Source organism: Roseburia sp. MSJ-14 (assembly GCF_018918225.1).
Classification (GTDB): Bacteria; Bacillota; Clostridia; order Lachnospirales; family Lachnospiraceae; genus Petralouisia.
The window spans coordinates 37465-53959 of sequence record NZ_JAHLQD010000032.1 but is presented as its reverse complement, the minus strand read 5'-3'; the positions used below and the strand labels follow the sequence as shown (position 1 = coordinate 53959).

The 16495-nt window shown below is 37.6% G+C and carries 13 protein-coding genes; 11 read left to right on the top strand and 2 right to left on the bottom strand.

What is annotated here, in order from left to right; genetic code table 11:
- Window positions 1-34: 34 nt before the first annotated feature.
- From KQI83_RS11495 to KQI83_RS11470, 6 genes are all read left to right on the top strand, one after another.
- Complete coding sequence (locus KQI83_RS11495) at window positions 35-241, top strand: hypothetical protein (RefSeq protein ID WP_216558061.1); 207 nt, start codon at window positions 35-37, stop codon at window positions 239-241.
- 427 nt (window positions 242-668) lie between these two features.
- The gene (locus KQI83_RS11490; protein ID WP_216558058.1) at window positions 669-1838 is read left to right on the top strand and encodes an amidohydrolase; all 1170 of its coding nucleotides are present in this window, start codon (window positions 669-671) and stop codon (window positions 1836-1838) included.
- Between the two features lie 306 nt (window positions 1839-2144).
- Window positions 2145-4013 (top strand): bifunctional metallophosphatase/5'-nucleotidase, encoded by a 1869-nt coding sequence (locus tag KQI83_RS11485; protein WP_216558054.1) that lies wholly within the window; start codon window positions 2145-2147, stop codon window positions 4011-4013.
- 245 nt (window positions 4014-4258) lie between these two features.
- Window positions 4259-5314, top strand: a complete 1056-nt coding sequence (hydE, locus tag KQI83_RS11480; protein ID WP_216558364.1) for a [FeFe] hydrogenase H-cluster radical SAM maturase HydE — start codon at window positions 4259-4261, stop codon at window positions 5312-5314.
- A gap of 13 nt (window positions 5315-5327) precedes the next feature.
- Window positions 5328-6746, top strand: coding sequence for a [FeFe] hydrogenase H-cluster radical SAM maturase HydG (hydG, locus tag KQI83_RS11475; RefSeq protein WP_216558051.1), 1419 nt, complete (start codon window positions 5328-5330; stop codon window positions 6744-6746).
- Between the two features lie 209 nt (window positions 6747-6955).
- The gene (locus KQI83_RS11470; RefSeq protein ID WP_216558048.1) at window positions 6956-8839 is read left to right on the top strand and encodes an HD-GYP domain-containing protein; all 1884 of its coding nucleotides are present in this window, start codon (window positions 6956-6958) and stop codon (window positions 8837-8839) included.
- 19 nt (window positions 8840-8858) lie between these two features.
- Here KQI83_RS11470 and KQI83_RS11465 read toward each other — a convergent pair whose 3' ends face one another.
- Window positions 8859-10349 carry a PH domain-containing protein gene (locus KQI83_RS11465; protein ID WP_216558045.1) on the bottom strand — a complete coding sequence of 497 codons (1491 nt, stop codon included), beginning with the start codon at window positions 10347-10349 and terminating at the stop codon, window positions 8859-8861.
- A complete protein-coding gene (locus tag KQI83_RS11460) occupies window positions 10336-10815 on the bottom strand; it encodes a PH domain-containing protein (RefSeq protein WP_216558042.1) in 480 nt (159 codons plus the stop codon). Before KQI83_RS11460 ends, KQI83_RS11465 begins: the two co-directional genes overlap by 14 nt.
- Window positions 10816-10983: 168 nt before the next feature.
- Between KQI83_RS11460 and KQI83_RS11455 the strand changes: the two genes are divergently transcribed.
- The 5 genes from KQI83_RS11455 to KQI83_RS11435 all read left to right on the top strand — a co-directional run bounded on the left by KQI83_RS11455 (window position 10984) and on the right by KQI83_RS11435 (window position 16426).
- A complete protein-coding gene (locus KQI83_RS11455; protein ID WP_216558039.1) occupies window positions 10984-11862 on the top strand; it encodes a hypothetical protein in 879 nt (292 codons plus the stop codon).
- A 74-nt stretch (window positions 11863-11936) separates the two neighbouring features.
- A complete protein-coding gene (locus KQI83_RS11450) occupies window positions 11937-12632 on the top strand; it encodes a response regulator transcription factor (RefSeq protein ID WP_216558036.1) in 696 nt (231 codons plus the stop codon).
- 12 nt (window positions 12633-12644) lie between these two features.
- Window positions 12645-15350: a sensor histidine kinase gene (locus KQI83_RS11445; RefSeq protein WP_216558034.1), complete on the top strand. Its 2706-nt coding sequence runs from the start codon at window positions 12645-12647 to the stop codon at window positions 15348-15350.
- A gap of 27 nt (window positions 15351-15377) precedes the next feature.
- Entirely contained in the window at window positions 15378-15632 is a 255-nt protein-coding gene (locus KQI83_RS11440) for a DUF6465 family protein (protein WP_216558031.1), read from the top strand.
- Between the two features lie 35 nt (window positions 15633-15667).
- Entirely contained in the window at window positions 15668-16426 is a 759-nt protein-coding gene (locus KQI83_RS11435) for a ParA family protein (protein ID WP_216558028.1), read from the top strand.
- Window positions 16427-16495 lie beyond the last annotated feature (69 nt).

The following is a 16495-nucleotide window of genomic DNA, read 5'->3' as shown; positions in this document are numbered from 1 at the left end:
TTGGCTATCTTAAATCGAAAGGAGAATATAAAGTATGAAAGCATTAGCAAAGAAAATAGCAAAATACCTTGTAAAGAATTGGAGAAAGTTACCAAATGCCGTTAAGTGGGCAATTGAGCAGATCGCATCTTCTGCATTAGTAGAAGCAGTATCAAGAGGAGTAGAAGCTGTGTACGATAAATTGTTAGAATTAGGAGAAACCGTAATCAAGAAAATTGCAAGTCTCTTAGGATTAGCATAAAAAAATAGAACCCAAAACAAACTGTAAAAGCATGTTTTGAATTCTAAAAACATATATCAATATTATTTTAACAGAAATCTAAAAAAAGTAAATAGCTGACAGAAAAATTTTCTATTTCAATATAAAAGGGGCAGTCCTGCTAATTGCTTAGTAGGACTGCCCCTATAGTCATAGTTAAAAATTAGTTATTTTATGATACACTCTGCGTTTTCTTAAAGAATATCAAAGCTTCCTAATTTTGGAAGCCATCCCTTACAAAGCCAAACTAACTGATAATCAACAAACCCCCCAAGGTATTTGCCATTAAGTCATCCGCATCAAAAATATTTTACAAAGTTTATATCTCCACTTTTCCCAGACTATACAATAATCTATTAAAAATGTGGTATACTATACAAAAAAGATAACGGTAATGGAGGCTTTTGGCATGAAAGAAATGTTATTAATTAAACAGGGAAATGTGTATGATGCCATTCACGAAGAACCTTATGTGGCGGATATTTTGGTGGAAAACGGAAAAATCATACAGATTGCGCCTGTATTAGAAGGAAAAATCATAAACGAGGCACAGATATTGGATGCATCTGATATGAATGTGTATCCGGGATTTGTAGAAGCACATTGTCATTTGGGATTAGACGGATATGCGATTGGATTTGAAGGAGCAGACTATAATGAAATGACAGATTCTTTGACCCCACAGTTGTCAGCGATTGATGGCTTGAATCCGCAGGACGAAAGCATACGTTTGGCAATGGAAGGGGGAGTTACCTGTGTGGCAGCAGGACCGGGAAGTTCTAACGTACTTGGAGGAACATTTACTGCGTACAAGACCACAGGAAAACGAATAGATGATATGGTAATTCGAGAAAAGGTGGCAATGAAATGTGCCTTTGGAGAGAATCCAAAACGTTGTTACAAAGACAAGGATAACTACTCTCGAATGAGTACGGCATCCAAACTTCGTATTATGTTGGATAAGACCATAGAATATATGGAAAAGAAAAAGGCCGCAGGGGATGATATTTTCAAAAAGCCTGCCTATGATCCAAAGCTCGAAGCATTAATTCCGGTAATAGAAGGAAAAATGCCATTAAAGGCGCATGCACATCAGGCAAATGATATTTATACAGCAATTCGAATTGCCAAGGAATACCATCTTGGACTTACCATAGACCATTGTACTGATGGTGTACTTATTGCAGATGACTTAGCAAAAGAGGGATTTCCGGTTGCAGTAGGCCCATCTTTTGGACATGCTACAAAATTTGAATTAAAAAATAAAAGCTTTACTACACCGGGCGTTTTGGCAAAGGCAGGATGTCAGGTGTCAATTATTACCGATTCACCGGTGATACCGGAACAGTATTTATCCTTATGTGCAGGACTGGCTGTAAAAAACGGAATGGATGAATTTGATGCGTTAAAGGCAATAACCATTAATGCAGCAAAACATATTGGAGTTTCTGACAGAGTAGGTTCTATTGAAATCGGAAAAGATGCAGATTTTGTAATTGCAAAAGGAAATCCGATGATTTCAGAGACAAAACTTGATTTTGTCATTATAGATGGAGTAATAAGGTATTCCGGAAAATAAAAGGACATAAATGGAAGGAAAGCGCTGCCTTGCGACAACGCTTTGGGGGAGTAAATTTATGAAATGTTTCATGGGGTGCCACATCTTGGGCGGTGGCACCAACAATCTATAGAATAATTTGCAATTGCCATAAAGACAATTACAATAATTTTTTGGCGAAGCCAATAACGATGCGCGCTGTGTTGTTATCAACTTCATTTGATATATTTAGTATAAAAAAGAAATGTGTGCAAACTGTGGACAATTTCTAAAAGAAAAATAAAAAAGTCGAAAGAAATTATGAAGAATTGGTAAAGGAGTTTTAAAATGGAGAAAAATACCAAAGAAATAAATATTGTTTTTACCCATGACCTTCATTCCCACTTGGAACCTTTTTATATGGAGGAAGCAGGAAAGGAAAAGGTAGGGGGATTTGCACGAATAAAGACATATTTAGAAAAGAGACGGGCAGAGGACGAAAATCTGCTGTTTCTGGACGGTGGAGATTTTTCGATGGGAACTTTGTATCAAACTGTATATGAGACACAAGCGGCAGAGCTTCGAATGCTTGGCTTTTTGGGAGCAGATGTCACCACCTTAGGGAACCATGAATTTGATTATCGAAGCCAGGGGCTAGTAAATATGCTGACTACGGCAAGGAACAGCGGGGAAAAACTGCCGGACATAGCACTTTGCAATGTAGATTGGGAAGCAACATTAAAAGGGGAAAAGAAAGAGGCAGGTGCACTTTTACAAAAGGCGTTTAAAGAATGTGGAATACGCAAGTATGTAATTTTAAAAAAGGGAGAACTTAAAATAGCAGTTATCGGTGTATTTGGAAAAGATGCATTGGCTTGTGCCCCTACTTGTGCGTTAACCTTTCAAGACCCCATAGAGGCTGTAAAAGAAACAGTAGAAAGAATCAAAAAAACAGAAGCAGTTGATATGATTATCTGTCTTTCTCATAGTGGAACATGGGAGGAAGAAAGTAAGTCAGAGGATGAACTGTTGGCAAAGGCAGTTCCGGAATTGGATTTGATTATCAGCGGTCATACGCACAGTATATTAAATAAGCCGATTATACACGCCCATACAGCCATTGTATCTACCGGAGAATATGGTGCAAGAGTTGGTGCGGTAAAACTTATGCAGCAGGAAGACCATCGCTGGAAAGTAAAAGATTATGCACTTGTGCTTATGGATGATACATATGCATTAGATGTAAAAACAGAAGAAAAAGTAAAAAAACTGGGAGAAAATATCGACCGGGAATATTTAAAACAGTTCGGGTATACCAAGAATCAGGTGCTAACCCACAATCCATGGCAGTTTACGAAAATAAATGGATTGGGAAGTGTTTTAAAAGAAGAAACGTTGGGAAATCTTTTGGCAGATTCTTATTTATATGCGGTAAATAATAGTGATACAGGAGATCATACACCGGCGGTGGTAGCGGTGGTACCCAGTGGTTGTATTCGTGATACCTTTCATAAAGATACCGATATTACAGTAGCAGATGCATTTCGAACATTATCTTTAGGAATCGGACCGGATGGAATACCGGGATATCCTCTGGTGAGTATTTATCTGACCGGAGCAGAATTAAAGACTATGGCAGAAGTAGATGCATCCGTATCGCCTATCATGACAACGGCGCAGCTTTATTCCAGCGGAATAGCCTATACCTTGAATCCTCACCGACTTATTTTAAATAAGGTAACTGAGGTAGATTTGCAGGATATGACGGGAAAAACCAGGGATTTACAAAATGATAAGTTATATTGCGTGGTGGCAGATTTATATAGCGGACAGATGTTTGGAACCGTGTCGGGGCAGTCTGTTGGAATTTTATCGGTGACACCAAAAGATGCAAAGGGAAATAAAATTCCCATAGAAAAACTGGAAGATTATATTGTATATCGTAATGGACAAGAATTAAAAGCATGGATATGCGTAGCAGATTATCTGAATTCTTTTGAAAAAGTAAATGGAAAGTCTCAGATTCCGGAATATTACAAAACCACCCACAATCGAAAAATCATTGACAATGATAAAAGTATGCGGGCAATTATAAGAAAACCGAATAAAATTGCAATTGCTATGGCAAGTATTGCAGCAGGTGTCATGTTGTTCTTTTTGACCATGGGAATATTCGTTATAAAGTTCATAAAACATAAACGCAGAAAAAAGTCCTAAGGAGTGTATCAGTTATGCACTTGTTTCGATACATGAGTTGTATTTTGTGGAAAACCGTGTTACGATAAGCTTAGTGAGTGGATAGAATGATTCTTACCACAAACAAGAATGAAAAAAGAAGCAAACCAGACCAGGAAGGAGAACCTGAGGGGGAAGGTGCAGACATAAGAGAGAATCGGCAGAAGTTATTCTGGCGGTGTAGATTATTGTATGTAAGCCCTTATACCCTTTGGTATAGGGCTTTTATGATATTAGAACTAATTGATAAGTTAGAAAAGCAGCATCAACTTACCAGGGAAGAATGGATAAGGCTTATAGCCGGAAGAGATGAAGAATCAACTGCATATTTATTTGAAAAGGCAAGATACTGGCAACATAAGTATTTTGGAAATCAGGTATATAGCAGAGGACTGATTGAGTTTACCAATTACTGTAAGAACGATTGTTATTACTGTGGAATTCGCAGAAGTAACCGAAAGGCAGAAAGATACCGTCTTACCAAAGAACAGATACTGGAGTGTTGTAAGACAGGTTATACGCTGGGGTTTCGTACCTTTGTATTACAAGGTGGCGAAGATGGATGGTTTACGCAGGAAAAATTGGAAGACATCGTAAGTTCCATTAAGGAGTGTTATCCGGATTGTGCCCTGACACTTTCCATTGGGGAACGTAGTTTTGAAAGCTACAAACGATTATTTGAAGCAGGTGCAGACCGCTATCTGCTACGTCATGAAACCGCAGAAAACAATCATTACCGCAAGCTTCATCCACCGGAATTATCACCGGAAAATCGGAAGCAGTGCCTTAGAAATCTGAAAGAAATCGGGTATCAGACAGGAACCGGATTTATGGTGGGAAGTCCCGGGCAAACACCGGAGCAGTTGGCAGAGGATATGATGTTTATCCATGAATTGCAACCCCATATGGTAGGAATCGGACCTTTTGTGCCCCATCATGAAACACCATTTGCAAAAGAAAAAGGCGGAACGGTAGAATTGACACTTTTTATGATAGGACTATTGCGATTGATGCAACCGAAGTTATTACTGCCATCTACCACAGCACTTGGAACTATAGACCCTTTGGGGAGAGAAAAAGGAATTCGGGCGGGAGCTAACGTGGTAATGCCCAATCTTTCTCCTACCACGGTGCGGAAGAAATACGAACTTTATGACAATAAAATCTGTACCGGAGATGAAGCGGCAGAATGTCGAATGTGCCTGAATCGAAGAATGGAAGGCATAGGATATGAATTAGTAACAGATCGGGGAGATTATCCCGACTATAATAAAAACAAATAATGGAGGAAAAGAAATGTATAATGTAATGTCGCCAAAGGCGGAAGAATTTATTGACAATCAGGAAATTTTAGATTGCTTAGCGTATGCGGAAAAAAATAAAAACGATCGAGAATTGATAGATCAGATTCTTGAAAAGGCAAGAAAGAGAAAAGGTGTTTCTCATAAAGAAGCCATGGTGCTTTTAGACTGTGAATTGGAAGATAAAAATCAGGAAATTTATGCATTAGCAGAACAGATAAAAAAGGATTTCTACGGAAATCGTATCGTTATGTTTGCGCCATTATATTTGTCTAATTATTGTATTAATGGTTGTGAATATTGTCCATATCATGCGAAAAATAAGCATATAGCCCGCAAAAAATTAACACAGGAAGAAATTGTAAAAGAAGTAACAGCATTGCAGGATATGGGACATAAACGTTTGGCATTGGAGGCGGGAGAAGATCCGGTAAATAACCCAATTGAGTATATCTTAGAGTGTATTCACACCATTTATGGAATTAAGCATAAAAACGGAGCAATCCGCCGTGTAAATGTCAACATTGCGGCAACTACCGTGGAAAATTACCATAAGCTAAAGGAAGCCGGAATCGGAACATACATACTGTTTCAGGAAACTTATAACAAAGAATCCTATGAGAAACTTCATCCAACCGGACCAAAACATGATTATGCATATCATACCGAAGCCATGGATCGTGCAATGGAAGGTGGAATTGATGATGTGGGACTTGGTGTATTATTTGGGCTGAATAACTATCGTTATGACTTCGTTGGAATTTTAATGCATGCAGAACATTTAGAGGCATACAAGGGCGTTGGTCCTCATACCATTAGTGTTCCAAGAGTGCGTCGTGCAGATGATATTGATCCAAATGTGTTTGATAATGGTATTTCCGATGAGACATTTCAGAAAATTGTAGCATGTATTCGAATTGCAGTGCCATATACAGGAATGATTATATCAACTCGTGAATCGAAAGTCTGTCGAGAAAAGGTACTTCATCTTGGTGTGTCTCAAATTAGTGGAGGTTCCAGAACCAGTGTAGGAGGTTATGCAGAAGAGGAACCGGAGGAAGAAAACTCCGCACAATTTGATGTAAGCGATACCCGTACCTTAGATGAAGTGGTAAAATGGTTAATGGATATGGGATATGTGCCAAGTTTTTGTACCGCATGTTATCGAGAGGGAAGAACCGGAGATCGCTTTATGTCCTTGTTAAAGAGTGGTCAGATTGTCAACTGCTGTCATCCAAATGCACTTATGACATTAAAAGAATATTTAGAAGATTATGCATCTCCGGCAACGAAAGAAGTGGGTGATAAGTTGATTGAAAAAGAACTGGATGTAATCACTAATCCAAAAGTAAAGGAAAGAGTTATCCAATATCTGAAGAATATTCATAATGGAGAACGTGACTTTAGATTTTAGAGTTATTTAGAAAAAGTTATAAAAGTCAGAACGTGGCAGGTGTAAGATAGGAAATACCTGCTACGTTTATGTTAAAAAACTATGCTGTTGGTGAATTGTAATCGTCTTTTTTCGAATAATAATTTACAAAAGGCAAAACGTGGTATAATATATCAATGTACCAGATTATGACAAACGGAATTGTGCAAGGAAAATGGAGTTTCTTTACTATGCAGGAAATTAGTGCAGAGCAAATACGAAAATTTTATAAGAAGTGTAAGGAAATTATAAGAAAACAGGATCATTATGAAAGCATCCTGTATTTTTTGTACATGAAACCGGAACAAAAAGAAAAGTGGTTCCTGCTGTTAAAGGAAAAGTGCCAGTTTCAAAGAGCGGTTTTTGAAAGCAATAATAAAGATATTAATGAGAACATAATGCCCTTTTTAACAGAAGGAGAGGGACATCGGGATTTTAACGATGAACTGGCAGATACTTTTTTAGATGAAATTATAAAAATGGCAAGACAAATGATTTTTGACAGTCTTTTGACAGTAGAAATATTAAAAAAACTGGTAGTATATTATACAGAACAAAACAATCGGGAAAAACAGATTTTAAGTTATTTCTATCTTGGGTATTTCGATGGTTACATAAATGACCCGCAGATACGTCAGGAGGTATACCAATGTTATCAAAAGGTGGTTTCCTATCGGAATCAATATGAAGAAATTACGGATACACATGTAAAAAAGGCGATTTTGGCAGCATTATTTAATCGGTCTAACTGGGACACCGAAGTCTCTTGTAAAAAGAATTATAATACCATACATATGTCTCACCTGATGGAAGCCTATGAGGTTTATCAAAGAGAAAAAGATAACGAGATTTGGAAAGAAAATATAAGTATTCCAATGGTATTAGAATATATCAAAGACGAAATTTGCTATGAATTATTGAAGCCGGGCAATGAGCGGGCTGCCGAAACGGCACGGGAAATCGAAACACAATATTATCAGGAAAAAGAAAAGATAAAAGAGCGATTGTCTGCACGAGAATATTATAATTATTGGAAACATAAACAACGGCAGGGAGAAATAGGAGAAAAAGACTATTTTGAAAAGCTGTATGAATACTATTGTCAAGAACTATGGAAAAAAATAAAAAATGAAAAAAGCGGAGGCTACAATTATAATTACAATAATATGGTACAAATGATGCCATTATTTTTGCCAGAACTATTTGATGGGGCAAAGAAATATGATTTTCCATGGATAGAAGCATTGAAAGAGGATGTGGAGTGGTATTATACCAGTTTTCCACGCACCGGAAACAAGGCGTATGTAGATCGGACTATCGTGTATGAAATCATGGAATTGCTCCCTCATTATAATCAGGACGAAGCAATGGAATTGTATGAAAGCGTATTACTTTCAAGACAGGGAAGTACCGAGATTCATGTAAGAGACGTGGCAAAACTTGCAGTGGAGGTAGCCGGAAGAATAATAGATAAAAAACCGGAGTATATGATAGGAATCTTAGGAATCCAAACACCGGAGGAAGTACAAAAGCGTAAAAAAGGAGTACTTACATTTTTGCGAAAAGGAGCATTGCATCATGATAGGGGAAAGCTGTTGATGAGCACGACTATTAATATGCAGTTACGCAAGTTGACAGATCAGGAATTTGCAACGATAAAAAAGCATCCGGAGTACGGTCTGAAAGGGGCAGAGTCCTATCAGAGCCTGAAAAAATATAATAACATTATTTTGGGACATCATAAGTTCTATAACGGAAAGGGTGGATATCCGGAAGCGTTTGATAATCGAAAATGCAAAGATAAATTTGCCATAGATTTGATAACAATATGCGATTGCTTAGATGCAGCAACGGATAATCTGGGAAGAAATTACATGAATGATAAAAATGTGCGTATGGTGTTAGTAGAGATGGAAAAGGAAAAAGGAATAAAATATTCGCCTGAAATTGTGGACTTTATTCTTGCGGATGAAAATCTAATTCAGAGCTTAGAATATATTACAACAAAAGAACGAGAAGAAGCATATTATCAAACATATCATAGGTTTGCAGAGAGAAAAATCAAAGAGAAGTAGAACTGCTGGATTTAAGAGATTAATCCAGCAGTTTTACTTTTAATAGATTCATATCTTTTGAGTTAATATAAGGTAAAGAGATTGTACTATTTGTCAAAGGGGCAAGAAGGTGTATTTCCCCACGCGCAATTTGCAAAAAACCGCAGAGGGGATTCTGGTGAAATGTAAAAAATTGAATTTTCCGGTAAGGAATTATATATATTTGTTTCTGGAAAACACCATTATGAATGGTTAAGCGTTTCTCTTCCAGTACAGTTCCCATGGTGTGATAATGGAGCAGTTGATATAAAATAATAAAGACATTACTAACACCATAACAAATCCAAAGAAATTGTGTGCCGGAACTTTTTATGTCTAATACAGAAAGTGTAATCCAAAAAAACGCCTGAAAAAGCAAGAAAAAGGATAAACAGGAAAAAAAGTAGGCAATTCCGGTATTGTTAGGAAGATTATGAACGTTTTTTATACTTTCTGTGGAAAACTCGGGTAAAATTTCCTGTAAATGTGCAAAAAACAAATCTTTTTTCATGGAAAGGGTAAGCTGTGGCTTTTCTGTATCATCATCGCCGATACCAACACATATAAGTTGTGCCTGCATACGCCCGGTAAGACGGGCAAGTGGTGGCTGTAGTAGCTGAACTGCATTGATGCGTTCTAATGGAATAGTAAACTCCTGTTTACGGAAAAATCCATACTGAATCATAAGTTCATTGCCTTGTCGGCAACAGCAAAAATGATAAAAGGACAGCAAACGTTTTAAAAAGGAATATACATAGGTAATTACAAATATTGCAATTGCAAATATACTCTTATAAAATTCAGAATTATTTCCGGATGCAGGATTTCCCAAAGAGAGGTATCCAAAGTGTACAGCAAGCGGCAAGCCAATCACTAGTATTAAAAAGAAGAATATGGTTGCACTGGGAAGGCTGAAAAAGCAGTGAGAAAGAACGTCTTTTGTGGAAACGTAGGAATGTTCCGGTGTGGTCTGTGCGGAGGAGGCGGAGGTATCAACTTTGTGGGTGGTATTATTCATCAAAGATAATAGAGATTCCTTTAAGGCAGTAGCTTTTGGGGTAGAAAGTACAATGGAAACATCTGTAGAATCAGCAGTGGAAAAGCTGTCTGTGTCTAATTTGAAACGGGATGTTCCAATCAATCGTTCAAAGAGATTCTGTTCCAAGTTAATATTTGCAATACTAGAGATGGAAAGGGAATTTTTTTTCCGATTCAAAGTACTGCGTTCAACGACAAAAGTGTCTCCCTCTAAATAAATAAAGGTTTTGCGCCACACTAGAAATTGATAGCCTAAAATGAAAACCAAAAGTAAAATAAGCCCCACGCAAATAGGAAGAAGATGCTGAAAAGCTTTTTGATTAAAATCAGGTGAGGTAAAAAGCTCAATAATATCATCTATCCAGTTCCAGGCAAGGATAAACCAAAAAACCAGAAAACTTCCGGCTTTTTCAAAAATAATACTAAAATGACAGCGTATTTTATTGTTTTCCATGTTTCTCCTCCAATGCAATGTGGTTTATTTTATGTTTCAAAGATTCTGTAATGGATTGTGCGACTGTGTATTCCAGAAAATTAATTTCTGCGTCTCCACCGGCAGTTGTAACAATGACTTTTGTAAGCCCGAAGAAGCGGTCAATAGGTCCTTGGGACAGAGCAATTTTGTGAAGACGTTCTAAAGGAACAATGGTTTCTTCTGTCCATAAGAATCCCTCACGTATGTAAATACAATCTTTGTCTAAGCCATAACGATATCGCCGATAGCGGAAAAAAGGACAGATAAGTAAATCTGATAAGGAAAAGATAAAAAGGATTCCAAACAAGATAGGAACGATAGGCTTGGAAAACAAAGAGGTAAAATACAAGATGGCTGTTATAACGGCAAGGGCTACTACAGTCATGCAAAAAGTAGTGACATACATACAATATAGGGCTTTTTGGTTTAGTTGTTTTAGTTCCATAAAAACTCCACACTTCCTTCTTTTAGTTTTATATTGTCATTATATAAAAAAAATCTTAAGAATAAATCTCTTTTTTCTTAACTTAACCTAAATAAATCAGCTATTGCAACATAAAAATAAATCCCCTATAATAAATGAGAACAAGAAACAGATAGGGGAAACCTAAATATGAGCGTACAAGATAAAATAGAAAGAATTTTAAAAGAGATACATGTGCTTTTTTCGAAAAGCCAGACATATGGACCAAATGATTCTATGGTTGTAATAGAAAAGCAAAAAGTATTTGAACTTCTAGAACAACTGAATGTGGCGGTTTATGAAGTGATGGATGAATATGAGGTGACCAGTCAGAAACATGAATTGTCAGAGCGTCGCAGTCAGAAACGCGGTGAAGAGATTGTAGGAAGAGCCAATCGACATGCGGATGATATTTATGCAGCATCCATTATGTACACAGACGATGCATTAAGCAGGATTCAAAACATTATGGAAGATGCCAATAAGTCTGTACAACGGATTTTCCGAAAAATGAGTGAAGAGCTGACCGATGAAAAAGACCAGATACGACAGAATCAATCTGAATTAAGAGAGCAATTGCAGGATTTTGCAGATACACAGAAATATCTGAAATTGATTGAAGAAAACAATCAGCAGCGTGAAAAAGAATTGCGTGAAAAGATAGAAAAGACAAAAGGAAAAAGAATTCAAAACGAAGGAAAGTCTTATTCTGCCATTCAACCGGAAATTAAGGTCAATAAGGCTTATTTCGATCAGACCGGAAAGCATTACGATGAAAACGGATATTTGGCAGAAACTTTAGAAGAAGATGAGATTTCGGAAAGCCTTTCTAAGGTGACCGGTAAGGAATTTGCAGAGAGCCTGCGAAGAAGAGCGGCAATGAGCAGTGAATTGTATGGTGGTAAAGAAGAGAACCCTAAAGTCCATACAGCACCGGAAGTAAAGGTTAACTTAGATGCAGCGTATTTTAAAAAGAAACCGGTCAAGGAAGAAAATAGCGGAAAACGTTTTTCCTTTGGTAAAAAGTAGGAACCTTTCGGAAATCTTAATAAATTTCCAATTAGGAAATTAAAAACTAGTTGTTACAATATGAGGTAATGAATATGAAAAACATTTTAGTGTGTGATGATGATAAAGAAATCGTAGACGCAATAGAGATATACTTGCAACAGGAAGGGTATAACATCCTAAAGGCATATGATGGCGAGCAGGCATTGGAGGTATTAAAAGAACAGGAGGTACATCTGTTAATTATTGACGTAATGATGCCGAAGTTAGACGGAATTCGGGCAACACTGAAGATTCGAGAAGAAAGCAGTATTCCCATTATTATTTTATCAGCCAAGTCAGAAGATGCAGACAAGATTTTAGGATTGAATATCGGAGCGGATGATTATGTGACAAAACCATTTAATCCGCTGGAATTAGTGGCAAGAGTAAAGTCTCAGTTGCGAAGATATACCCAGTTGGGCAACGTAGCGGAAAGCAGTCAGAAAATCTATCAGGTAGGTGGATTAGTCATGAACGATGATTTAAAAGAAGTGACTGTGGATGATGAGTTGGTGAAACTTACCCCCATTGAATACAATATTTTGTTATTGTTGGTAAAAAATCAGGGAAAGGTATTTTCCATCAATCAGATATATGAAAATATATGGAATGAAGATGCGATTGGAGCGGATAATACCGTGGCAGTACATATTCGCCATATCAGAGAAAAAATAGAAATCAATCCCAAGGAACCACGATACTTAAAAGTAGTGTGGGGAGTGGGATATAAGATAGAAAAGTCAAAATAAAGGAGTGACGTAATGAAAAAGATACGATATTCTACCGGATTAAAAGCAACTATGGTGGTTGTTCAACAGATTTTCTTTGTAGTACTGGTGGTATCTATATTGTTGGTAACAACACTTTTTCGGAAAAATATTCTGGATTTTGGTGATATCAAAAATAAGTCTTTTTCAACGTCGGCATATTTTTCCTCGCTGTTTCAGCAATCAGCCGAGGAAATTTTTAACTTTGTAGAACTTCGTAAGAAGTTTGAAACAGATGGAAATTATGACACAGAAAAGCAAATTGATATTCAAAAATATTATAGTAGTCAGGGAAGAGTAGCGGATGGCCCTGAGGATAAAACGGTAGATGATGGTAGCGACATAAGACGCTATTATTTGGGAGATTTGGTAGAATGGGCAAGAAATTATACCTATTCTCAATATAATTTTCAATCCAGCTATTACATTGACGATGAAATTCATCAGAAACAGACGGTGACCCGTGAGGGGAAATCTGTTTATAATGAGGAAAAAATCATTGGAAGTCTTGGGGATATGAGCCTGGAACTTCAAGAACTTATAGTAGCAAATGTAGAGCATTATTATGGCGGTTCTTATCAAATTCCGGGAGTAGAGACTACCACAGACGGTGAGGTTACAGTAACACTAACAGAAACAGCTGGAGATGAAGAGACAGTAGATGAAGGGGGAGTAGACGAAGAATTACTGCAAAGTGTCATTCAAAGAGTGATAGAAGGTGGGTTGTATGACCTGAATAGCGAAGAACTCATATTATTGTTAAAAGATATGGGAATGCAGCAGCAGGGATACAAATCCAATTATAATTTTGTAAATGAAAGTTACCTTTCTGTGGATGAAAGAGGCATTTGGAGTGACTATATTCAGGGGAATTGTACAGAAGCTCAAATGCAAAAATCATATGAGGCATTAGAATATACACTTGAAAATATCGGACAAGAGGTAAATAATTATAAGAAGTGCTTAAATCGCTATAATCTGGGAAAAGAAGGAAGCAATGTAGCATATTGGATAAAACGTGGAAGCGATGAACAAGTATATACCAATCTGGGAGAGAAAAGTGCAGACGATTTAATTGCATATGGAAAACAGATGGGAAAATACTTTTTCTATCAGGAATCTGACATGCGTCTGGAAACCAATGTAAAAGGAATGGAAGATGCCTTTTATAATGGAATCGAGCAGACGTATGGAGGAAAGGGAAATGTTTTGTTTATCTGTGTAAACACTTCTTTTGCACAACAGGATAGTTTTTATGAGGCACAGCAGGAATATAGCCGATTGTATCCATGGATATATATCGGAACAGTGGCGATGGTGGTAAGCGGACTTGGATGGCTGATATGTTTTATTTATTTAAGTACTGTAGCCGGAAAAGGCGGGGAAAACGGAGAAGAAAATCTCACTTGCTGGTTTGATAAAATTCCTACAGAACTGGTATTTTTAGGAGCAGCCATTTCAACGATAGCAACCATTATTATGTTTGGAGAGGTGCTTTATAGATTCGGTCCGTCGGAACTGGCGGGAATGCTCATTATGTCAGGGGTTTTGGGATTCTTTAGCTCGGCATTGTTCATGTTGTTTTATTTGAGCTTTGTAAGAAGAATTCGTGCCGGAATACTGTGGAATCAGAGTATTGCTCACTGGATAGTGCGTGGAGTCGGAATTGTTTTTCATGCGCGTAGACCGATGACTAAAATGATTATCTGGTTTGCAATCCATTTTGTAGGGTGTCTCATAATGATTCCGCTTTTGACGGAGTGGAATCGAAGATACCAGATATTGGGGATTCTTTGGTTTGTAGGAATGAGTCTTGTAGAAGGCGTGTTTATTGTAAGAGAAGGCGTACAACGCAATAAAGTGTTGGAAGGAATTAAAAATATTTCGGATGGAAACCTTGAATTTAAAATAGACACTACCCAGTTACAAGGGGATAATAAGAAATTTGCAGAATCAGTAAATGCCATTGGAGACGGATTGTTTCATGCGGTGGATGACAGTATGAAAAATGAACGTTTAAAGGCAGACTTGATTACCAATGTATCCCATGATATAAAAACGCCACTTACCTCTATTATTAACTATGTAGACTTGCTGAAACGAGAGGATATACCAAATGAGAGGGCGCAGAATTACATTAACGTGTTAGAAGCAAAGTCCCAGCGATTGAAGCAACTGACAGAGGATTTGTTAGAGGCATCTAAGATAAGCTCTGGAAACATTACTTTGCAGATGGAGCGTATTAATTTTGTGGAACTGGTATATCAGACAGGCGGAGAGTTCAACGAGAAGTTCGAGGCGAAGGGACTTACAGCCGTGACAAAACTTCCAAGAGAGCCGGTAGTGATTATGGCAGACGGCAGACGAATCTGGCGTGTGGTTGAAAACTTATACAATAATGTGGCAAAATATGCTATGGCAAATACCCGTGTATATGTGGATATGGAAGTGGAAGAAGATTGGGTTACCCTTTCCATTAAAAATATTTCACAGAATGCACTGAATATACAGGCAGACGAATTAACAGAGCGTTTTATTCGTGGAGATGTGTCAAGAAGTACAGAAGGAAGTGGCTTGGGACTTTCCATTGCCAAAAATCTCACCAAGCTTATGGGTGGTGAATTTGAGATATATTTGGATGGGGATTTGTTTAAGGTTACCATAGGATTTAGCAGGGAACCGGAGAAAACAGAAGAATAAACAGATACAGTTGGAGGAGGATGAAAAATGGCATTAAAAAGCAGCGTTGAAAGGGCAGAAAAGAAGGCAGGAGGCTTTGCAACTGCAAGAAAAAATGTAGTAATTCAGTATCAGGGAAGAGAACGTTTAGAACAAAATTTACTGGACTTGGTGCGAAGAGATATTTTGCGTCAGGGAGTTACCGATGAAGAAATTAACGAAGTAAATGTTTATATCAAACCGGAAGAATCAGCGGTATTCTATGTGGTAAACGGAGAAGTGGAAGGAAAAATTGCATTTTAAAAAGATAAGCAGGAAGAAGTGGAGGAGAAGATACAATGACAGTTACATATGTAGTAGCAAATCAGAAGGGCGGAATTGGTAAGACAACCACAGCAACTACGTTAGCGGGAATTTTAGGAAAAAAAGGAAAGACCCTTTTAATTGATGCCGACCCACAGGGAAACAGTAGTGCAACCTATCAGGCGAAAATTGAAGATCAGGCAACCCTATATGATGTTATGGTAGATTCGGATATGTTGCCATTGGAGGATGCAATTCAACATATGCCAAACGGAGATATTGTGGCATCAGACCCATTGCTCAGTAAGGCAGAAAAGATGTTAGATGGTGACGTGGAAGGATTATATCGCTTAAAGGATGCCATAGAAGAACTGGGCGGATATGATTATATTGTAATAGATACAGCACCGTCATTGAATGTGATTTTATACAATTGTCTGATTGCAGCCGATGAAGTTATTATTCCGGTAATGGCAGATGCATACTCTATGCAGGGCTTGCAGCAGTTGTATAATACAATCAAAGCAGTACAAAGAAGACAGAATCCGGCACTTAAGATTGCAGGACTGCTGCTGGTGAAGTTTTCCGGACGTTCCAATCTGGAAAAAATAGTGGAAAAGGAATTAGAACAGCAGGCGCAGGAGTTGGGAACAAAGGTATTTAAAACAGCAATTCGTGAGTGTATCAAAACCAAAGAGGCGCAAAGAGCTAAGCAGTTACTGAGTGACTATGCACCAAATTGTACCAGTATGCAGGACTATCAGGCATTTGCAGAGGAGCTCATAGGAAAATAAAGGGATTCATCGGATGGATTTGACATCTAAACATAGGAAGGTTACAATATAAGAGTTCTGGTTAGACAG

What these genes read in the sequence shown, in the direction of transcription:
- KQI83_RS11495 (WP_216558061.1), top strand. Translation starts at nt 35, where the DNA reads ATGAAAGCATTAGCAAAGAAAATAGCAAAATACCTTGTAAAGAATTGG.
- KQI83_RS11490 (WP_216558058.1), top strand. Translation starts at nt 669, where the DNA reads ATGAAAGAAATGTTATTAATTAAACAGGGAAATGTGTATGATGCCATT.
- KQI83_RS11485 (WP_216558054.1), top strand. Translation starts at nt 2,145, where the DNA reads ATGGAGAAAAATACCAAAGAAATAAATATTGTTTTTACCCATGACCTT.
- hydE (WP_216558364.1), top strand. Translation starts at nt 4,259, where the DNA reads ATGATATTAGAACTAATTGATAAGTTAGAAAAGCAGCATCAACTTACC.
- hydG (WP_216558051.1), top strand. Translation starts at nt 5,328, where the DNA reads ATGTATAATGTAATGTCGCCAAAGGCGGAAGAATTTATTGACAATCAG.
- KQI83_RS11470 (WP_216558048.1), top strand. Translation starts at nt 6,956, where the DNA reads ATGCAGGAAATTAGTGCAGAGCAAATACGAAAATTTTATAAGAAGTGT.
- KQI83_RS11465 (WP_216558045.1), bottom strand. Translation starts at nt 10,349, where the DNA reads ATGGAAAACAATAAAATACGCTGTCATTTTAGTATTATTTTTGAAAAA.
- KQI83_RS11460 (WP_216558042.1), bottom strand. Translation starts at nt 10,815, where the DNA reads ATGGAACTAAAACAACTAAACCAAAAAGCCCTATATTGTATGTATGTC.
- KQI83_RS11455 (WP_216558039.1), top strand. Translation starts at nt 10,984, where the DNA reads ATGAGCGTACAAGATAAAATAGAAAGAATTTTAAAAGAGATACATGTG.
- KQI83_RS11450 (WP_216558036.1), top strand. Translation starts at nt 11,937, where the DNA reads ATGAAAAACATTTTAGTGTGTGATGATGATAAAGAAATCGTAGACGCA.
- KQI83_RS11445 (WP_216558034.1), top strand. Translation starts at nt 12,645, where the DNA reads ATGAAAAAGATACGATATTCTACCGGATTAAAAGCAACTATGGTGGTT.
- KQI83_RS11440 (WP_216558031.1), top strand. Translation starts at nt 15,378, where the DNA reads ATGGCATTAAAAAGCAGCGTTGAAAGGGCAGAAAAGAAGGCAGGAGGC.
- KQI83_RS11435 (WP_216558028.1), top strand. Translation starts at nt 15,668, where the DNA reads ATGACAGTTACATATGTAGTAGCAAATCAGAAGGGCGGAATTGGTAAG.